The organism is Caballeronia novacaledonica, from assembly GCF_900258035.1.
Classification (GTDB): Bacteria; Pseudomonadota; Gammaproteobacteria; order Burkholderiales; family Burkholderiaceae; genus Caballeronia; species Caballeronia novacaledonica.
The window spans coordinates 113,021-131,091 of record NZ_OGTP01000006.1; the positions used below are offsets into that span (position 1 = coordinate 113,021).

18 protein-coding genes are annotated in these 18,071 nt (G+C 64.6%); 15 read left to right on the forward strand and 3 right to left on the reverse strand.

Annotation, left to right across the window (positions count from 1 at the left end):
• Nucleotides 1–12 precede the first annotated feature (12 nt).
• Nucleotides 13–396 (reverse strand): VOC family protein, encoded by a 384-nt coding sequence (locus tag NOV72_RS11510; protein ID WP_106854713.1) that lies wholly within the window; start codon nt 394–396, stop codon nt 13–15.
• A 112-nt stretch (nt 397–508) separates the two neighbouring features.
• Here NOV72_RS11510 and NOV72_RS11515 point away from each other — a divergent pair, with 112 nt between their 5' ends.
• From NOV72_RS11515 to NOV72_RS11580, 14 genes are all read left to right on the forward strand, one after another.
• Nucleotides 509–1,480, forward strand: coding sequence for a LysR family transcriptional regulator (locus tag NOV72_RS11515; protein WP_106854863.1), 972 nt, complete (start codon nt 509–511; stop codon nt 1,478–1,480).
• Nucleotides 1,481–1,593: 113 nt separating this feature from the next.
• Nucleotides 1,594–2,955 carry a tRNA (N6-isopentenyl adenosine(37)-C2)-methylthiotransferase MiaB gene (gene miaB, locus NOV72_RS11520; protein ID WP_106854714.1) on the forward strand — a complete coding sequence of 454 codons (1,362 nt, stop codon included), beginning with the start codon at nt 1,594–1,596 and terminating at the stop codon, nt 2,953–2,955.
• A 21-nt stretch (nt 2,956–2,976) separates the two neighbouring features.
• Nucleotides 2,977–4,095, forward strand: a complete 1,119-nt coding sequence (locus NOV72_RS11525) for a PhoH family protein (protein ID WP_106854715.1) — start codon at nt 2,977–2,979, stop codon at nt 4,093–4,095.
• Nucleotides 4,092–4,556: an rRNA maturation RNase YbeY gene (ybeY, locus tag NOV72_RS11530; RefSeq protein ID WP_106854716.1), complete on the forward strand. Its 465-nt coding sequence runs from the start codon at nt 4,092–4,094 to the stop codon at nt 4,554–4,556. Before NOV72_RS11525 ends, ybeY begins: the two co-directional genes overlap by 4 nt.
• 33 nt (nt 4,557–4,589) lie before the next feature.
• Nucleotides 4,590–5,282 (forward strand): gamma-glutamylcyclotransferase, encoded by a 693-nt coding sequence (locus NOV72_RS11535; RefSeq protein ID WP_106854717.1) that lies wholly within the window; start codon nt 4,590–4,592, stop codon nt 5,280–5,282.
• Nucleotides 5,283–5,482: 200 nt separating this feature from the next.
• Nucleotides 5,483–6,388 (forward strand): CorC family transporter, encoded by a 906-nt coding sequence (locus NOV72_RS11540; protein ID WP_106854718.1) that lies wholly within the window; start codon nt 5,483–5,485, stop codon nt 6,386–6,388.
• Between the two features lie 76 nt (nt 6,389–6,464).
• Nucleotides 6,465–8,138 carry an apolipoprotein N-acyltransferase gene (gene lnt, locus NOV72_RS11545; RefSeq protein WP_106854719.1) on the forward strand — a complete coding sequence of 558 codons (1,674 nt, stop codon included), beginning with the start codon at nt 6,465–6,467 and terminating at the stop codon, nt 8,136–8,138.
• 195 nt (nt 8,139–8,333) lie between these two features.
• On the forward strand, nt 8,334–9,362 hold the full coding sequence (gene glyQ, locus NOV72_RS11550; protein ID WP_106854720.1) for a glycine--tRNA ligase subunit alpha: 1,029 nt from the start codon (nt 8,334–8,336) through the stop codon (nt 9,360–9,362).
• 17 nt (nt 9,363–9,379) lie between these two features.
• Nucleotides 9,380–11,479, forward strand: a complete 2,100-nt coding sequence (gene glyS, locus NOV72_RS11555) for a glycine--tRNA ligase subunit beta (RefSeq protein ID WP_106854721.1) — start codon at nt 9,380–9,382, stop codon at nt 11,477–11,479.
• 9 nt (nt 11,480–11,488) lie between these two features.
• Nucleotides 11,489–12,061 (forward strand): D-glycero-beta-D-manno-heptose 1,7-bisphosphate 7-phosphatase, encoded by a 573-nt coding sequence (gmhB, locus tag NOV72_RS11560; RefSeq protein ID WP_106854722.1) that lies wholly within the window; start codon nt 11,489–11,491, stop codon nt 12,059–12,061.
• A gap of 12 nt (nt 12,062–12,073) precedes the next feature.
• Nucleotides 12,074–12,847, forward strand: a complete 774-nt coding sequence (locus NOV72_RS11565) for a lysophospholipid acyltransferase family protein (RefSeq protein WP_106854723.1) — start codon at nt 12,074–12,076, stop codon at nt 12,845–12,847.
• An 82-nt stretch (nt 12,848–12,929) separates the two neighbouring features.
• Complete coding sequence (locus NOV72_RS11570) at nt 12,930–13,850, forward strand: M48 family metallopeptidase (protein ID WP_106854864.1); 921 nt, start codon at nt 12,930–12,932, stop codon at nt 13,848–13,850.
• A gap of 81 nt (nt 13,851–13,931) precedes the next feature.
• Nucleotides 13,932–14,318, forward strand: coding sequence for a lactoylglutathione lyase (gloA, locus tag NOV72_RS11575; protein WP_014190469.1), 387 nt, complete (start codon nt 13,932–13,934; stop codon nt 14,316–14,318).
• Between the two features lie 67 nt (nt 14,319–14,385).
• Nucleotides 14,386–15,312 (forward strand): DMT family transporter, encoded by a 927-nt coding sequence (locus NOV72_RS11580; RefSeq protein WP_106854724.1) that lies wholly within the window; start codon nt 14,386–14,388, stop codon nt 15,310–15,312.
• Between the two features lies 1 nt (nt 15,313).
• Here NOV72_RS11580 and NOV72_RS11585 read toward each other — a convergent pair whose 3' ends face one another.
• Nucleotides 15,314–16,330 carry a DedA family protein/thiosulfate sulfurtransferase GlpE gene (locus NOV72_RS11585; protein WP_106854725.1) on the reverse strand — a complete coding sequence of 339 codons (1,017 nt, stop codon included), beginning with the start codon at nt 16,328–16,330 and terminating at the stop codon, nt 15,314–15,316.
• A 144-nt stretch (nt 16,331–16,474) separates the two neighbouring features.
• On the opposite strand from NOV72_RS11585, the gene NOV72_RS11590 reads away from it, so the two are divergent.
• A complete protein-coding gene (locus tag NOV72_RS11590; RefSeq protein ID WP_106854865.1) occupies nt 16,475–17,335 on the forward strand; it encodes an MBL fold metallo-hydrolase in 861 nt (286 codons plus the stop codon).
• On the opposite strand, the gene NOV72_RS11595 is transcribed toward NOV72_RS11590, so the two are convergent.
• The gene (locus NOV72_RS11595) at nt 17,332–18,048 is read right to left on the reverse strand and encodes a FadR/GntR family transcriptional regulator (protein ID WP_106854866.1); all 717 of its coding nucleotides are present in this window, start codon (nt 18,046–18,048) and stop codon (nt 17,332–17,334) included. The two genes, NOV72_RS11590 and NOV72_RS11595, sit on opposite strands and share 4 nt — an antisense overlap.
• Nucleotides 18,049–18,071 lie beyond the last annotated feature (23 nt).

Consider the following 18,071-nt stretch of genomic DNA (forward strand, 5'->3'; position numbering starts at 1 on the left):
GGTGGCTCCAGATCAAATTTGAGCGGTCACGAATTCGACGACCACGTTCGGGCTCAGCCGCACGAAAAGCTGACGCTCGCGGGCGAGCGGCACTTCGGCGGACTGCCAGGCATAGCCGTGGTATTCGAGACGTTCGTGCAGTGCGCGCCATTCGGCTTCGTCGTCGATACGCAGCGCCAGATGGTCGATGCGCGTCGCGTGTGGCCGTTCAGCCGGACGCGAATCCGCGACGCCCGAGGCGATCAGATGCACCGCCGGCCGCGCGCCGAGATACAGCCAGTAGCCGCCGACACCGAAAGGCGGCCGCGGCCCGACCCGCATTCCCGCGATATCGACGAAAAAGCGCATGAACGCATCGCAGTCGGGCGCGACGAGAGTGACGTGATCGAGCTGCATGACTTGAACGCTCCGCAAGGGTTTACGCGTAGGTCGCATTGTGCGAGTCGTGCGGCACTTTGAGAATTGGTCTACGCTTTGAATCATTATCAAAACGAATTTGAAAATGACGATGGATCGGCTCGGCGACATGCGCCTTTTCGTGGAAGCAGCGGCCGCGGGCAGCCTGTCGGCGGCGGGGCGCAAGCTCGGGCTGTCGCCGGCGGCGGCGAGCGCGCGGCTCATCAAGCTGGAGAAGACGCTGCACACGCGGCTCTTCGAGCGCACGACGCGCCAGTTGCGCGTCACCGACGAAGGACGCATGTATCTCCAACATTGCCGGATCGCGCTGCAAGCCATCGACGACGCCGAGGCCGCGCTGCAGGCCGGCCAGAACGTGGTGCGCGGCAAGGTGCGCATCTCGGCGACGTCGAATTTCGGGCGCTCGATGCTGCGCGGCTGGATCGACGAATTCAGCGCGCTGCATCCGGAAGTGCGGTTCGCGCTGACGCTGTCGGATTCGGTGTCGAATCTGCTTCAGGAAGAGATCGATCTCGCGATCCGCTTCGGCGCGCCGCCGGACAGCGGGCTCGCCGCCCGCGCGCTCGCACCGAATCGACGCGTGCTGTGCGCATCGCCGGAATATCTCGCGCGCAAGGGCGTGCCCGAGACGCCCGCGGAGTTGATGGGTCACGATTTCGTCGTCGTGGTCACGGCGGGCGGACCGCTCAACGAACTCGCCTTCGTGCGCGGCGACGAGCGCTACGCGTACACGATCCCGCTCGCGGACGCCTGGGAAACCAACGACGGCGCGATGACCCGCGTGTGGGCGCTCGCGGGCCACGGCATCGCGCATAAATCGATCTGGGATATCGCCGCCGACGTGCGCGCCGGCACGCTGAAGATGGTGCTGCCCGACTGGTGCACGCACGAGGCCGCCGTCCACGCCCTCTTCCACGCGAACCGCTACATGGCGCCGCGCGTGCGCGTGCTGCTGGATTTTCTGGTGGAGCGTTTCGAGAAAACGACGCACGAATTGCTCGGCGATCTGGCCTATCCGCCCGACAAGTCGCCGCTGCGTCAGGAATGGCCGTCGGCGCTATAATATCGGGCTAAATTACAGCAAAAAGCGGGCAGATCGCGGTAGAAGCCCGCGAAACCTCTTCTTCAATCTCTTACCAGCGCCCCCAGATCAACCACTGCGACCGGCGACGATTCATGACCAAGAAAGTTTATGTAAAGACCTTCGGCTGCCAGATGAACGAGTACGACTCCGACAAAATGGTCGACGTGCTCGGTGCGGCGGAAGGACTCGTCAAGACGGACACGCCCGAAGACGCGGACGTCATTCTGTTCAACACGTGCTCGGTGCGCGAAAAGGCCCAGGAGAAAGTGTTCTCCGATCTCGGCCGCGTGCGCGAGCTGAAAGAAGCGAACCCGAATCTGCTGATCGGCGTGGGCGGTTGCGTCGCGAGCCAGGAAGGCGCGTCGATCGTCGCGCGCGCGCCGTATGTCGATCTCGTGTTCGGGCCGCAGACGCTGCATCGCCTGCCCGCGATGATCGATCAGCGCCGCGCCACCGGCCGCGCGCAAGTCGACATCACGTTTCCGGAAATCGAGAAGTTCGATCATCTGCCGCCCGCGCGCGTAGACGGTCCGAGCGCGTTCGTGTCGATCATGGAAGGCTGCTCGAAATATTGCAGCTATTGCGTCGTGCCCTACACGCGCGGCGAGGAAGTCTCGCGCCCGCTCGACGACGTGCTCACCGAAATCGCCGGCCTCGCCGACCAAGGCGTGCGCGAAGTCACGCTGCTCGGCCAGAACGTGAACGCGTATCGCGGCGCGCTGACGCTCGGCTCGCACGACATCGCGGATTTCGCGACGCTCATCGAGTACGTCGCGGAAGTGCCGGGCATCGAACGCATTCGTTACACGACGTCGCATCCGAAGGAATTCACGCAGCGCCTCATCGACACCTACGCGAAGGTGCCGAAGCTCGTCTCGCATCTGCATTTGCCGGTGCAGCACGGCTCGGATCGCATTCTGATGGCGATGAAACGCGGCTACACCGTGCTCGAATACAAGTCGGTCATCCGCAAGCTGCGTGCGATCCGTCCGGATCTGTCGCTGTCGACCGATTTCATCGTCGGCTTCCCCGGCGAGACCGAGGACGATTTCAACAAGATGATGACGCTCGTCGACGAGATGAGCTACGACACGAGCTTTTCGTTCATCTACAGCCCGCGTCCCGGCACGCCGGCCGCTAACCTGCACGACGACACGCCGCGCGAAGTGAAGCTCAAGCGTCTGCAACATTTGCAGGCGACCATCGAGGAAAACGTGCAGCGCATCAGCGCGTCGATGGTCGGCAAGGTCGAGCGTATTCTGGTCGAGCGGCCCGCGCGCAAGGATCCGAACGAACTGGCCGGGCGCACGCAGAACAATCGCGTCGTCAATTTCCCCGCGCCGGCCGAGTCGCACGCGCGGCTGATCGGCCAGATGATCGACGTGAAGATCGTGCAGGCTTATCCGCACTCGCTGCGCGGCGAACTCGTCATGGCGCCCGAGCTGACGCACTAAAGAAAGGAACTCAAGTTCACCTTGAAGAACGCTCCTACGCAGCATCTGGAATTCACCGCACCGCGCGAGGATAACGCGCGGCTCGCCAACCTCTGCGGCCCGCTCGACGAAAACCTGCGGCAGATCGAGCAGGCGCTCGACGTGACGCTTTCGCGGCGCGGCCACAAGATCGCGATTCGTGGCCGTGGCGCGAAAGTCGCGCTCGCGGCGCTCGAAAACTTCTACAACCGCGCGCGCGATCCGATTTCCGTCGACGACATTCAGCTCGCGCTCGTCGAAGCGCGCCATGCGACGCGCCGCGCGAGAGACGCGCGCGAAGCCAACGGCGAGGAAGGCGAAATCGATCCGCGTTTTCGCGGCGATCCGGATCATCCTTTCGATGAACCGAGCGCGACGATCGACCTCGGCGAAGACGAAGACCACGGGCCGAAGCTCTACACGCGCCGCGCCGATCTGCGCGGCCGCACGCCGGCTCAGCGCGAGTATCTGAAGCAGATCGTCGCGCATGACGTGACGTTCGGCATCGGGCCGGCGGGCACGGGCAAGACGTATCTCGCGGTGGCGTGCGCCGTCGATGCGCTCGAACGCGATCAGGTGAAGCGCATCGTGCTGACGCGGCCGGCCGTCGAAGCGGGCGAACGGCTCGGCTTCCTGCCGGGCGATCTCGCGCAGAAGGTCGATCCGTATCTGCGGCCGCTCTATGACGCGCTTTACGATCTGCTCGGCTTCGACAAGACGGCGAAGATGTTCGAGCGCCAGATGATCGAGATCGCGCCGCTCGCGTACATGCGCGGGCGCACGCTGAATCACGCGTTCATCATTCTCGACGAGGCGCAGAACACCACGCCCGAGCAGATGAAGATGTTCCTCACGCGTATCGGCTTCGGCTCGAAGGCGGTCGTCACCGGCGATACCACGCAGGTCGACCTGCCGCGCGGCCACAAGAGCGGGCTGATCGAGGCGCAGCATGTGCTGTCGGAAGTGCGCGGCATCGCGATCACGCACTTCACGTCGGCGGATGTGGTGCGGCATCCGCTCGTGGCACGCATCGTCGAGGCTTACGATGCGCAATCGCAAAAAGATGCGGCGCTCGCGGAAGCCGCGCGCGTCGCGCAGCAGTCGCAGCAGAAGCCCGAATGAAGCCGCGCCTCGCTCTGACGATGCAGTTTCCGGCCGCGAAAGCGTATCCGTCGCACAAGGCGGTCCTGCCGCGCGCGACGGTGGCGCGCTGGATCAAGGCTGCCCTTTTCGCCGATGCCGAGCTGACCGTGCGCTTCGTCGACGAGGAAGAAGGCCGGATGCTCAACCGCACGTATCGGCAGAAGGATTACGCGACGAACGTGCTCACGTTCGCCTACGCCGAATCCGAGGACGATCCCGTCGCGGGCGATCTGATTCTGTGCTGTCCGGTCGTCGAGCGCGAGGCGGACGAACAGAGCAAGCCGCTCGCCGCGCACTATGCGCATCTGATCGTCCACGGCACGCTCCATGCGCAGGGTTACGACCACGAAGTCGAAAGCGAAGCGCAAGAGATGGAATCCATCGAGACGGATATCATGCAGTCTCTGGGATTTTCCGATCCTTACGTGCCGTTGACCTGAAGCCGGCCCGATGCCCTCGATGTTGAACGCGCCGTGAACGACAAGACGCCCGAACCCGCGCAACTCGCACCTTCCGAAGCCGATCCGACGCCCGCGCCCTGCCCGGACTATCCGCCCGCGCTTGGCGAATCCGCGCTGCTGACGGACGAGGAACTGGCCGCATCGCGCGACGCGGCGCTCGTTCATTGGGACCGGCAGTCGGATTTATGGCTGTTCGGTTACGGCTCGCTGATCTGGAATCCCGGTTTGCCGACGCTCGAAGCCGTGCGCGGCAAGGTGCATGGCTACCATCGCGGGCTTTATCTGTGGTCGCGCGTGAATCGCGGCACGCCGGAGCAGCCGGGCCTCGTGCTGGCGCTCGATCGCGGCGGCTCGTGCACCGGCATGGCGTTCAGGCTCGCGGGCGCCGATGCGATCGAGCATCTCCAGGTGCTATGGCGCCGCGAAATGGCGATGGCCTCGTACCGGCCGGCGTGGCTGCCCTGCACGCTCGCGGACGGACGGCGCGTCGATGCGCTCGCGTTCGTGATGCGCCGGGACGCCACTTCCTACACCGGCAAGCTCGCCGATCCGGTCGTCCGCACGGTGCTCGGCTGCGCGAGCGGGCGTTATGGCACAACGCTGGATTACGTCAGCCGCACCGTCGAGGCGCTGCGCGAGAGCGGAATGCCGGATCGGGCGCTGGAGGCGCTGTTGAAGCGCTGCCGGGCGGAGGGAAATAAATGACGCGCGTGCTTTTTGTATTCGTGTGAGGTCGCGGCGCGGGTCGTCCGTTCAGCCAACGCGCGCGGCTGGACATACTTCTCGCATATTTATCGGCTAGCATGGCTCCAGACATGCGCACCGCGCCACCCAGCCCGCATTTTTCCTTGGTGTATGCTTAAACTTCCGCCAACCTGCGCCCGGGAACTCCCGGGCGCTCCGCTATGAACGAACCCTATCCCAGTCGACGCCACACCGACAAACCCGTGGAAAAGCGCTCTCTTCTCGAACGCCTGACCGATTTCATCTCGCACGAGCCCGAATCGCGCGACGAACTACTCGAAGTGCTCCAGGACGCGCACGAGCGCAACCTGCTCGACGCCGATTCGCTCTCGATGATCGAAGGCGTCTTCCAGGTGTCCGATCTCTGCGCGCGCGACATCATGATTCCGCGCGCCCAGATGGACGCCATCAACATCTCGGAAACGCCCGCCGAATTCATTCCCTTCGTGCTCGACAAGGCGCACTCGCGCTATCCCGTGTACGAAGGCAATCGCGACAACGTCATCGGCGTGCTGCTCGCGAAAGATCTGCTGCGTTACTACGCCGAAGAAGAATTCGACGTGCGCGGCATGCTGCGCCCCGCCGTTTTCATCCCCGAATCGAAACGCCTGAACGTGTTGCTGCACGACTTTCGCGTGAACCGCAATCACATCGCGATCGTCGTCGACGAATACGGCGGCGTGGCGGGCCTCATCACGATCGAAGACGTGCTCGAACAGATCGTCGGCGACATCGAGGACGAATACGATTTCGACGAAGAAGCCGGCAATATCATCGCGACGCCGGACGGCAAGTATCGCGTGCGCGCGCTGACCGGCATCGAACAATTCAACGAGGAGTTCGGCACCGATTTCTCCGACGAAGAAGTCGATACCATCGGCGGCCTCGTCACGCATCGCTTCGGGCGCGTGCCGCATCGCGGCGAAAAGGTGCGCATCGACGATTTCGCGTTCGAAATCCTGCGCGGCGACGCCCGGCAAATTCACGTTCTTCTCGTGCGGCGCGTGCCGAATCTCGCGCAGCAACATCATCACGCGAGCGACGACGAAGACGAATTGCGCGACTAAGCGCATCGCGGGCGCTGGTCCGAACGCGCCCGCCATTCCCCATCCGCCCGTTTCCGTTTCATCTCGACCGTCATCAATGGCCGATTCATCATTTCGCTTCCTCTCCCGCCAACGCGACGGGGCCGTCGTCTCCGAGTCGCCGCGCGCGTTGCCGTTCTGGCATTACCTCGTCGCGGCCGTGCTCGGCGCCGTCAATACGCTCTCCTTCGCGCCGACGCCGCACGGCGGCTGGATCGAGCTCGCCGTCTTCGCGCTGTTTTTCGCGTGGCTCTCGCGCACGAGCAACTGGCGCAGCGCCGCCGCGACCGGCTGGGCGTTCGGCTTCGGCAACTTCGTGACGGGCGTGTGGTGGCTCTACGTGAGCATGCACGTGTACGGCGGCATGGCCGCGCCGCTCGCCGCGGCGGCCGTCGCGCTGTTCTCGCTGTATCTCGCCATTTATCCGGCGCTGTCGAGCGTGGTCTGGTCGTTCGTCGCGGGGCGCGCGCGCTTCGGCGATGAAGACAGCGCGACCGCACGCGACATCGACGCCTCGCCGCGCTTCGCACCGACGTGGCACGGCGCGTTCGCATTCGCGAGCGCGTGGGCGCTCGGCGAATGGCTGCGCGGACTCGTGTTCACCGGCTTTCCGTGGCTCGCGAGCGGCTATGCGCAAGTCGACGGACCGCTCAAGGGTTTCGGCGCGATCGTCGGCGTGTATGGCGTCGGCTGGGTGCTCGCGCTCGTCGCCGCGCTGATCGTGCAGGCGGTCTATCACTGGCGGCACGCGAGCCGGGGCGCACGTGCGCTGATCCCGGCGGCGGCGGCGATCGCGTTGATCGTCGCGGGCATGTTGCTGTCGTTCGCCGAATGGACGACGCCCGCCAACGCGCCGCTCGACGTGCGTCTCCTGCAAGGCAACGTGAAACAGGAGATGAAGTTCGAACAGTCCGGCGTCGATGAATCGCTCGCGCTGTACCAGCGGCTCATCACCGAGAAGCCGGCCGATCTGATCGTCACGCCGGAAACCGCGCTGCCCGTTTTGTCGGTGCAGATTCCGCAGGACTTCGCCGTCGCGATCCGCAACTTCGCGGACACCACGAACTCGTCGATTCTCTTCGGCGCGATCGGCGTCACGATTCTCCCCGACGGCCGCGCGACCGATTACACCAACAGCCTCTTCGGCGTCACGCCGCACGTGAACGGCGTGTACCGTTACGACAAGCATCACCTCGTGCCCTTCGGCGAATTCGTGCCGCTCGGCTTTCACTGGTTCGTGCGGCTGATGGGCATTCCGCTCGGCGATCTCAAGAGCGGGCCGATCGCGCAGAAGGCGTTCATCGTGCACAACCAGCCGGTCGCCGTCGATATCTGCTACGAGGACATCTTCGGCGAAGAGATCGCGCGCACGCTCCGCGAGCAGGAAACGCCCGCGGGCATTCTCGTCAACTCGACGAATCTCGCGTGGTTCGGCAACACGATCGCGCTCGATCAGCATCTTCAGATCGCGCGCATGCGGTCGATCGAAACCGGCCGTCCGATGCTGCGCTCGACCAACACCGGCATGACGGCGGTGATCGCGGCGAACGGCGATGTCGTGTCGAAGCTGCCGACGTTCACGACCGGCGTGCTCGAAGCGCGCGTGCAGGGGACGTCGGGAAGCACGCCGTATGTGACGAGCGGGAACATGACGGTGATCGCGGTATCGCTCCTGTTGCTGGCGTTCGGGTTTGCATTTGCGCCGAACCGGAAACGTTCGGGCACGCGCTGAACATCGACTGAAACGATGCCGCGTTGCGCCACGCGACGCGGCCCGCGCGTCCGTTTCTCCGGGCGTGCCGATCCCCAAAAAGCCGCACCCGCCCTTCCGTTCGGCTAAAATTCTCTGTTTCAGCACTTTGGCCGAGCCTCCGAGTCGCGTCCTCACGACACTGGCCGCGCCGCGTCCGCCCCGCACAAGGCAATCATGCTCACATTCCAGCAAATCATTCTGACGCTGCAGTCCTACTGGAACGAGAAGGGCTGCGCGCTCCTTCAGCCGATCGACATGGAAGTCGGCGCGGGCACGTCGCACGTCCACACGTTCCTGCGCGCGATCGGCCCCGAGCCGTGGCGCGCGGCGTACGTTCAACCGTCGCGCCGCCCGAAAGACGGCCGCTATGGCGAGAACCCGAACCGCCTGCAGCACTACTATCAGTATCAGGTCGTGCTGAAGCCCGCGCCCGAAGACATCCTCGATCTGTACCTCGGCTCGCTCGAAGCGCTCGGCTTCGACCTGAAGCAGAACGACGTGCGCTTCGTCGAAGACGACTGGGAGAACCCGACGCTCGGCGCGTGGGGCCTCGGCTGGGAAGTGTGGCTCAACGGCATGGAAGTGACGCAGTTCACGTACTTTCAGCAGGCGGGCGGCATCGATTGCAAGCCGGTGCTCGGCGAAATCACCTACGGCCTCGAACGTCTCGCGATGTATCTGCAAAAAGTCGAGAACGTGTACGACCTCGTCTGGACCGAATGGGAAGAAGACGGACCGGACGGCCGCGTGCTGCGCCAACTGAGCTACGGCGACGTGTATCACCAGAACGAGGTCGAACAGTCCACGTATAACTTCGAGCACGCGAACGTCGATCTGCTCTTCACGTTCTTCAAGAGCTACGAAGAAGAAGCGAAGAAGATGATCGATGCCAAGCTCGCGCTGCCCGCCTACGAACTCGTGCTGAAGGCCGGCCACACGTTCAATCTGCTCGATGCGCGCAGCGCCATTTCCGTGACGGAGCGCGCGGCGTACATCGGCCGCATTCGTGCGCTGTCGCGCCTCGTCGCGCAGACTTACTACGAATCGCGCGAAGCGCTCGGCTTCCCGATGCTCGGCAACCCGGTGCGCGGCGATCGCGATCTCGTCACCGACGAACAGGAAGCGCAGCGTCCCGCATGGGCGCCGCCGCTGAAGCCGGAAAGCACGCCGCCGGGCGAACGCAGCAACAACGAACAGGTTTGACGAGGCTCGACAGAACAATGACGCAATCCAACCACGCTTCCCTGCTCGTCGAACTGCTTACCGAGGAATTGCCGCCGAAAGCGCTCGCGCGTCTCGGCACCGCTTTCGCCGAAGGCATCGTCGAGCGTCTCGCCGCGCGCGATCTGATCGACGGCGCGCCCACGTTCGAAAAGTACGCGACGCCGCGCCGCCTCGCCGTGCTCATCAAGAATGTGCGCGATGTCGCGCCGGAAAAGCAGGTGCGCGAAAAAGTGCTGCCGGTGACGGTCGCGCTCGACAAGGAAGGCAATCCCACGCCGCCGCTCGCGAAGAAACTCGCGGCGCTCGGCTTCCCCGACTTCCCGCTCGCCGAACTCGAACGCGCGCAGGACGGCAAGGCGGAAGCGTTCTTCCTGCGCTACGCCGCGCCCGGCGCAACGCTCGCCGACGGCCTGCAAGCCGCGCTCGACGAAACCCTCGGCAAGCTGCCGATTCCCAAGGTCATGACTTATCAGCGTCCGGACGGCACCAACGTGCAGTTCGTGCGTCCGGTGCAGCGCCTGATCGCGATGCACGGCCGCAACGTCGTGCCGGTCGGCGCGCTCGGCGTCGATTCGGGCGACACGACCATCGGGCATCGGTTCATGTCGGAAGGCTTCGTCGCGATTCCGAACGCCGATGCCTACGCCGACACGCTGCGTCACAAAGGTCACGTCGTCGCCAATTTCGACGATCGCCGCGAATCGATTCGCACGCAGCTTCTGGCGTTCGCCGGCGAAGACCGCGTCGTGATGCCCGAAGCGCTGCTCGACGAAGTGAATGCGCTCGTCGAATGGCCGGTCGTGTACGAATGCCGCTTCGACGAGGAATTCCTGCAGGTGCCGCAGGAATGTCTCATCCTCACGATGCAGACCAATCAGAAGTACTTCGCGCTCACCGACCAGCACGGCAAGCTGCGCTCGCGTTTTCTGATCGTGTCGAATATCGACACGAAGACGCCGGGCGAGATCGTCGAAGGCAACGAGCGCGTCGTGCGCCCGCGTCTCGCCGACGCCAAGTTCTTCTTCACGCAGGACAAGAAGCGGCGTCTCGAAGATCGCGTCCCGCTGCTCGCGAACGTCGTCTATCACAACAAGCTCGGTTCGACGCTGCAACGCGTCGAGCGTCTCGAAGCGCTTGCGGGCGAAATCGCGCCGATGGTCGGCGTCGATGCCGCGCTCGCGCGCCGCGCCGCGCGTCTCGCGAAGGCCGACTTGCTGACCGACATGGTCGGCGAGTTCCCGGAACTGCAAGGCACGATGGGCACGTACTACGCGCGCCACGATGGCGAGCCGGAAGAAGTCGCGCTCGCGTGCTCGGAGCACTATCAGCCGCGCTTCTCGGGCGATGAAACGCCGTCGACGGGCGTCGGCGCCGCGGTCGCGCTCGCGGACAAGCTGGAAACGATCGTCGGCATCTGGGGCATCGGCCTCGCGCCGACCGGCGAGAAGGACCCGTTCGCGCTGCGCCGTCACGCGCTCGGCGTGCTGCGCATCCTGCTGGAAAAGAAGCTGCCGATCGATCTGCGCGATCTCGTCGGCATCGCGCAGCGCCAGTTCGCGGGCATGCCGCAAGTCGCCGATTCGACCGAAGCCATCTACGCGTTCTTCCTCGATCGCCTGCGCGGTCTGTTGCGCGAACGCGGCTTCGAAGCGAACGATATCGAAGCGGTGCTGAGCCTGAACCCGACGCGTCTCGACGACATCGTCGCGCGCCTCGATGCCGTGCGCGAGTTCGCCGCGCTGCCCGAAGCGGCAGCGCTCGCGGCCGCCAACAAGCGCATCTCGAACATCCTGAAGAAGTCGGAGCAAGGCGCGCCTTCGTCGGTGAACAAGGAACTGCTCGTCGAAGCGGCGGAGAAGAATCTGTACGCGCAGATCGAGCAGGTAACGCCGCGCGTGCAGAGCCAGCTCGCCGCGCGCAACTACACGGAAGCGCTGAGCGCGCTCGCCGCACTGCGCGAGAGCGTCGACACGTTCTTCAACGACGTGATGGTGAACGCGGAAGATCCCGCGCTGCGAAACAATCGGCTCGCGCTGCTCAACGCATTGCATCAGCAGATGAACTGCGTCGCCGATATTTCCAAGCTCGCCGCCTGACGCGCCGCCATGGTCATGAACCGAAAACTGGTCATCCTCGATCGCGACGGCGTCATCAACGTCGATTCCGACGCGTTCATCAAGTCGCCCGACGAATGGGTCGCCATTCCCGGCAGTCTCGAAGCCATCGCGCGGCTGAATCAGTCGGGCTATCGCGTGGCGATCGCGTCGAATCAGTCGGGCATCGGGCGCGGTCTCTTCGACATGGCCGCGCTGAACGCGATGCATCAGAAGATGAATCGCGCGGCCGCGGCTGTCGGCGGGCGCATCGACGCGGTGTTTTTCTGCCCGCACACGGCGGAAGATCAGTGCGACTGCAGAAAGCCCCGGCCCGGCATGTTGCAGCAGATCATCGACCGTTTCGAGATCGATCCTGAAGACACACCCGTCGTCGGCGATTCGCTGCGCGATCTGCAGGCGGGCGCGGCGCTCGGCTTTCCCGTGCATCTCGTGCTCACCGGCAAGGGCGAAAGAACGTTGAAGGAAGGCCAGTTGCCCGAAGGCACCGTGGTTCACAAGGACTTGCGCGCGTTCGCGCTGGAGTTCCTCGCACGGCATCAGGACCGCTCCGCGGGCCAGTAACATCGAGACGTCATGCGCTTCATCCGCTCTTTGCTATTGATGCTTTACTTCGTCGTGTACACGACGCCGTACGCGATCGCCTGCTTCATTGCATTTCCGTTCATGCGCGCCGACAAGCGCTACTGGATGGCCGCCGGCTGGTGCAAGTCGACCATCGTCGTGCTGCGGTATCTGATCGGGATTCGCTACACGATCCAGGGCATGGAGAATCTGCCGGACGGGCCAGCCGTGCTGCTCTCGAAGCATCAATCCGCCTGGGAGACGCTCGCGTTTCCCGCGCTGATGCCGCATCCGCTCTGCTATGTGTTCAAGCGCGAACTGCTCTTCGTGCCGTTCTTCGGCTGGGCGCTCGGGCTGCTGAAGATGGTGCATATCGATCGCAAGCAAGGGCGCGATGCGTTCGCGTCCGTCACGCGCCAGGGCCGCGCGCGCATGGACGAAGGCGCGTGGGTCATCATGTTTCCGGAAGGCACGCGCACGCGTGTAGGCAGCCAGGGCAAGTACAAGACGGGCGGCGCGCGTTTCGCCGTTGCGACCGGCGCACCGGTCGTGCCGATCGCGCATAACGCCGGTCATGTCTGGCCACGCAATTCCTTCATCAAATATGCGGGTATAGTCACGGTGTCGATCGGCAAGCCGATCGATACAGCCGGCCTTACGCCCGAGGAAGTGAACACGCGCGTCGAAAGCTGGATCGAAGCGGAAATGCGCCGCATCGATCCGCACGCTTACGCTGCACCGAACGCGCAACCGGGTGAAGCCGGCGCCGCGGGCGCGGGCCGCTGAAGCGGCAGCGTTCGGATCGAGCCGCGGCGTGCCTTACTCATTCTTCTCGTCATTCCTGCGCCGTGAGCGCAAAGCCGAGCCGATGCGGAAAGCCCCTTCGCGACAGCGCCCCGCCGTCGCGCTCGATACGCTGCAACTCGATCTGCCGTTCGAACATGCGCCGGCGTACTCCGGCGCGCCGCCCGCGAACGGACCCGCTCCGCTGCGCGGCGACGTCCCCGCCACCGATCCCGCTCCCGTCCTCACGCCCCCGGCTCCGCCTGCACCGCTGCCCGACGGCGTGCGTCTGCGCCGCATCACGCTGAAGGCGGGCGCGCTGGAGTATCGGTTGCGGCGTTCGTCGCGGCGCACGATCGGCTTTTGCATCGACGGCACCGGGCTCGCGATCACCGCGCCGCGCTGGGTGACGATCGCGGACATCGAAAGCGCGATCCTCGACAAGCAGAACTGGATCGTCAAGAAGCTCACCGAATGGCAGACGCGCGTCGAGCAGCGCGCGCTGCCGCGTATCGACTGGAAGGACGGCGCGCAGTTTCCGTATCTCGGCAAGACGATCAGCGTGTCGCTCGGATCGGCAGCGAGCGCGCTGTCCTTCGACGACGAAACCAACGTGCTTTCGCTTGCGATGCCCGCGCTCGCCGACGCGCAGCAGATCAAGGATCGCGTGCAAGGCTGGCTGCAATCGGAAGCGAAGCGCATCTTCGGCGAGCGGCTCGCGGTGTATGCGGCGAAGCTCGGCGTCGAGTATCGCGCGTATGCGCTGTCATCGGCGGCGACGCGCTGGGGCAGTTGTTCCAGCGACGGCAAGATCCGCCTGAACTGGCGGCTCATTCATTTCCCGATGTCGATCATCGACTACGTCGTTGCGCACGAGCTCGCGCATCTGCGCGAGATGAACCACAGCCCGCGCTTCTGGCAGACGGTCGAATCCATCTTCCCGGAATTCCGCGAGGCGCGGCATACGCTCAAGCATCATCCGCCGGATTTGTTGCCGGCGATGTAACCGTCGCCAGCGCACGAAAAGCGCCGACGGTACAATTTCTTTCCTGTTCCCCCCGCAATCACATAAACAGGAAATCCCACCATGCGACTCCTCCATACGATGCTGCGCGTCGGCGACCTGCAGCGTTCCATCGATTTCTATACGCGCATTCTCGGCATGAAAGTGCTGCGTCAGAGCGAGAACACCGAGTACAAGTACACGCTCGCGTTCGTGGGCTACGGTCCGGAAACCGAGAACAGCGTGCTCGAACTGACCTACAACTGGGGCACCGATAAATACGATCTCGGCACGGCGTACGGCCATATCGCGCTCGAAGTCGACGACGCCGCCGACGCATGCGAGCGCATCCGCCAGGCGGGCGGCAAGGTCACGCGCGAAGCCGGTCCAGTCAAGGGCGGCACGACGGTGATCGCGTTCGTCGAAGATCCGGACGGCTACAAGGTCGAGCTGATCGAAAAGCATTCGTAACTCGTCGCGGCGCGCAAACGCTGGCACAATCGACGCTCCAATTCAGTGCACGCGTAACCGACAGCCGATGAGCACGTCCCTCGCCCTGCGCCGCGCCCCCGACGCCACCGCCATCATCGTCATGATCGCGCTGTGCGGCGCGTGGGGATTCCAGCAAGTCGCGATCAAGGAAGCGAACGCGTCGATTCCACCGATGCTTCAAGCGGGCATCCGCTCGCTGATCGCGACCTGCCTCGTGTGGATCTGGACGCGCACGCGCGGCGTGCCGCTCTTCCAGCGCGACGACACCTTGCCCGCCGGCCTGCTCGCGGGTCTGCTGTTCGGCGGCGAGTTCGTCTGCATTTTCTTCGGCCTGAGTCTCACCACCGCGACGCGCATGGCCGTGTTTCTCTACACCGCGCCCTGCTTCACCGCGCTCGGCCTGCACGCGTTCGTCGCGGGCGAGCGGCTTTCGCGCACGCAGTGGTGCGGCATCGTGCTGGCGTTCTGCGGTATCGCACTCGCCTTCGCCGATGGCTTTCTGCACGGCAATCCGAGCAGCGCATCGGCGTTGCGGGGCATCGCGGGCGATGCGCTCGGCATCATGGCGGGCATCTTCTGGGCCGCGACGACAGTGGTCGTGCGCGCGTCGTCGCTGGCGCAGGCGAGCGCGAGCAAAACGCTGTTCTATCAACTGGCGGTGTCGGCGGTGCTGCTGCTCGTGCTCGCGGCGGGCATCGGACAGACGCACGTCGGCGACGTCTCGCCGCTCGCGATCGCGAGCCTCGCGTATCAGGCGGTCGTCGTCGCGTTCATCAGCTATCTGACGTGGTTCTGGCTGCTCACGCGCTATATGGCGTCGCGGCTTTCGGTGTTCTCGTTTCTCACGCCGATCTTCGGCGTCACGTTCGGCGTGCTGCTGCTCGGCGAGCATTTCACCGCGCGTTTCATGGCCGCCGCGGCGATGGTGCTCGCGGGCATCGCGCTCGTGAACCGGCCGCCGCGCGGGACGTAGCTCATTCCGGCGCGGTCGCGCGAATCGTGACCATGTCGTGATCGATGTCGTCGTCGTGATCGGACGCCGCGTGCAGGTGCTCGGGCGGCATCGCTTCGACCGGATAGCCGTGCTTCTCCCACGCGTCCAGCCCGCCCTTCAGCGGCCGCACGTGTTTGAAACCCTTCGCGCGCATCTGCCGCGCGATGATCTTCGCGGTCGCCTCGTTCGGGCACACGCAATACACGACCACCTCGTGCTCCGAATACAACTGATCGACGCGATCCGGCGAATCGAGATCCAGCGCGATCGCGCCCGCGATGCGATACGGCTCGCGACGGCGAATCTCCGCCGGTCGCGCGTCGTAGATCACGGGCGGCGTGTCGGAGCGCATCATCGCGTCGAGCTGGTCCGGCGTGATGTGATACTTCGCGAGCCACTGGCGAAACTGCTCGCGCCGAATCCATCGATACAGCACGAAGCCGAGCGCGACCATCGCGAGAACGTCGATCACCGTCGTGCCGTTGGCGCGCACCAGCACGATGAGCCGTCCAATCTGTTCCTGCAGCGCCGCGCCGCCGAGCATCCAGAAACTCGCCCACGCCGTCGCGCCGATCAGATCCCACAGCACGAACACGCGCACTTCGATCTGCGTGGTGCCGAGCAGCGGCGCCGACACGAGCCCGAGTCCCGGCACGAACTTCGACACCGCGAGCAGCGGCACGCCGAAGCGCTCGAACCAGCGGCGCGCGGTGCGCAGCGTCGAATCGATCGACAACGAAAAGCGCACGAGCGAATTGAGAAAGCGGCGGCCGTAGAGCCGGCCTGCGGCGAACCAGAGCGAATCGGCGATGAGCACGGCGAGCACCGCGGCCGCGAGCATTTGCCAGAACGGCGCGTTGCCGGCGGCGACGAGCGTGCCGGCGAGAATCAGCATCGGCGCGGCGGGGACGGGCACGCCGAGTTGCGTCGCGAGGACGCTGACGAAGACGGCCCACGCGCCCCACGACGACGCGAGCGAAGTCGGGACGTGCGGCATTCGAACCTCTTGAGCGAGCTTTCGTGAAGGTCGCGCCGGGACATTCGGGTCCGGCGCAAAGGGTTACACTGTAACGTGATCGTGACAAAGCTGCCCAATCCATCCGGGCGGCAAGAGCACAACGCGAGGCACCCGGAAACCAGCGTGCAAGCCAACATTCAGCCCTTCTTCGACATCAACACCGGCACGATGACGTATGTCGTCTACAAGGAGGCCGGTTCGGCTGCGGCGATCATCGATTCCGTGCTCGACTACGATCCGAAAGCCGCGCGCACCTCGACGCAATCGGCCGATGCGGTCATCGCGTTCGTGCGCGAGCAGCAGCTTTCCGTCGAATGGATTCTGGAGACGCACGCGCATGCCGATCATCTTTCGGCGGCGCCGTATCTGAAGCGCATGCTCGGCGGGAAGATCGGCATCGGCGAATCGATACGCGCCGTGCAAGGCATGTTCAAGAAAATCTTCGATCTCGAACCCGAGTTTCAACTCGACAGCTCGCAATTCGATCAGCTCTTTTCGGATGGCGAGCGCTTCATGATCGGCGAAATCGAGGCGACCGCGCTGTTCGTGCCGGGCCACACGCCCGCCGACATGGCGTATCGGATCGGCGATGCGGTGTTCGTCGGCGACACGCTCTTCATGCCCGACCTCGGCACCGCACGCTGCGATTTTCCCGGCGGCAGCGCGCGCACGCTGTATCGATCGATCCAGCGTCTGCTCGCGCTCGATCCGGATACGCGAATCTTCGTCTGCCACGACTATCCGCCCGACTCACGCGGCCCGCGATGGCAAACCACCGTGCGCGAACAGCGCGAGCAGAACATTCACGTCGGGGCCGCCAGAACCGAGGACGAGTTCGTCGCGATGCGCGAGGCACGCGACGCGACCCTCGGCATGCCGATGCTCATTCTGCCCGCGATCCAGGTGAATATCCGCGCCGGCCACTTTCCTGAAGCGGCCGGCAACGGCACGACGTATCTGAAGATTCCGCTGAACGCGCTTTAACCTTCGATTCTGGTGCGCGTCACGCCGAGCAGATCGGCCATCGCGCGGCGCGCACCGCTCGAATCGCGCGCGACGATCGCCTCGAACACGGCCGTATGTTCCGCGAGCGACGCGTTGTAGACATCGGCGCGTTTGGCGTTCAGGCGCAATTGACCTTCCAGCGTGCGCTCGATCAGCGCGCCGAGCGGAATCAGCAGTTCGTTGCTGCACGCGGCGAGCACGCACAGATGAAAGTCGAGATCCGCGCGCACCCATTCTTCGACATTCTGTGCGCCGACCATCGCCTGATGCGCGCGCGTCAGGCGTTCGCGCGTGGCTTCCTCGTGGTTGTCGGCGGCGAGCGCGGCGGCGTACGGTTCGATCATCTCGCGCATTTCCTGGAGCTTGAGCGCGAATTGCAGCGGCGGCGCGACGCGCGAGTACCAGTCGAGCATGTCGGAATCGAGCAGATTCCAGGCAGCTTTCGCGCGCACACGCGTGCCGACTTTCGGCCGCGACTCGATCAGCCCTTTCGACGTAAGCGTGCGCAACGCCTCGCGCAACACCGTGCGGCTCACGTCGAAGCGCTCCATCAACGCCGCTTCGCGCGGCAGAGGCGAACCGGGCGCGAAGTCGCCGCGCAGAATCGCCGTGCCCAGTTCATGTGCCACGCGGCCATGTAAATCCCGATGAATGATGGTCTCCTTGTAGTGGTGAGCACGATTATGGAGTATTCCACTGATGTTTCGTAATTTTG